The 1,140-nt window shown below is 73.8% G+C and carries 1 protein-coding gene; it reads left to right on the top strand.

All coding sequences use genetic code 11. From position 1 onward, the window contains the following. Nucleotides 1-226: 226 nt before the first annotated feature. A complete protein-coding gene (locus ACFWP2_RS39635; RefSeq protein WP_380460992.1) occupies nucleotides 227-907 on the top strand; it encodes a ferredoxin in 681 nt (226 codons plus the stop codon). Nucleotides 908-1,140 lie beyond the last annotated feature (233 nt).

Genomic DNA, 1,140 nt, shown 5'->3' with positions numbered 1-1,140 from the left:
CAGGTATTTTCTGGTTGTGGGGGGTGTGTTTTTTTGTTTAGACCCCCGCGCCGGGCCGCCCCGGCGGGGGGGGGGCGGCCGCGGGCCCCCCCCCCCCACTCCCCTGCCCGCCCCCGCCGCTTCGCCCCGCCTGTTCGCGTCGCCTGTTCGCGTCACCCCGCCTGCTCGCCTCGCTCCCACGGGAGTGACCGCGGTCGTCGAACGTACCGGCCCTTAGGGTGGCCGGATGGAAGAAGCGCAGGTGGGCGGGGTGGCCGGCTGGCGGTCCCGGCTCCTGGACCGGGCACGGGGCAGCCGACCGGCCGTACCGTTCTCGCACGAGGAGGAGCTGCGGCAGGCCGCAGCGCGGATGCGCCGCCGGCTCCTCCTCCACCCGGTGGAGGGACCGTGGCAGGGCCTGGCGTACTGGGATCCGCTGCCGGCCGCCCGGGAGCTGACCGACTCCGTGGGGAACGGCCGCTGGGAGGAGCGCAGCCGGCTGAACGTTCCGGGGCCGTTCTACGCCGGCGAGACCGACAGCGGCCTGAACGGCCCGTACTACCTCCCCGAGCACGTGCTCTCCGGCGAAGACCACAGCGAGTTCGTCCACCGCCAGCCCGCCGACCCGCGCGAGGTGGCCGCCCTGGTGGAGATCGCCCACGGTGAGCCGCTGGGCGGCTACGCCTGGGACGGCGACCGGCACTGGACCCCGCAGGCGGTGCGCGACTGGTGGTCGCGCCGCGAGGAGGTCCGGGCCTGGATCCGGCGCGAACTGGAGCTGGGCGACGACGGCCGGAACGAGCCGGAGGCCCTGCGGCAGTACGCCGCGTACCTGGACGACGGGCTGGAGGCCTACCTGCGCGGCTACCTGTTCTGGCTCACCGAGGGCCGCGAGCCGCGCCTCGGCGAGGCGCTGCCGGACCTCTGACGTGCCGTGCGCCCGGCCCGACGGCACGGATTCCGGTCGGATCCGAGGAGACCGTCCGGGCCGCGGTGAACAAGCCCTACTGACCCGGAGGGCCCGGCGGGGCCCGGCGGGGCCCGCACTGATGGACCGCCACATCCGTCTAGGCCCAGACTTCGCACATGGGGTTTTAGGTTTCCAGCCAGCGGGGTCGGGTTTCGTCGATGTCGAGGAGTTCGAGCAGGTGTGCTTGGACT

Source organism: Kitasatospora sp. NPDC058444 (genome assembly GCF_042721415.1).
In the GTDB taxonomy this organism is placed as follows: domain Bacteria; phylum Actinomycetota; class Actinomycetes; order Streptomycetales; family Streptomycetaceae; genus Kitasatospora.
Note: the sequence above shows the minus strand (reverse complement) of the source record. Positions and strands in the feature narration are given on the sequence as shown.

Coding starts and splice junctions, on each gene's coding strand:
- ACFWP2_RS39635 (WP_380460992.1), top strand. CDS start 227: ATGGAAGAAGCGCAGGTGGGCGGGGTGGCCGGCTGGCGGTCCCGGCTC.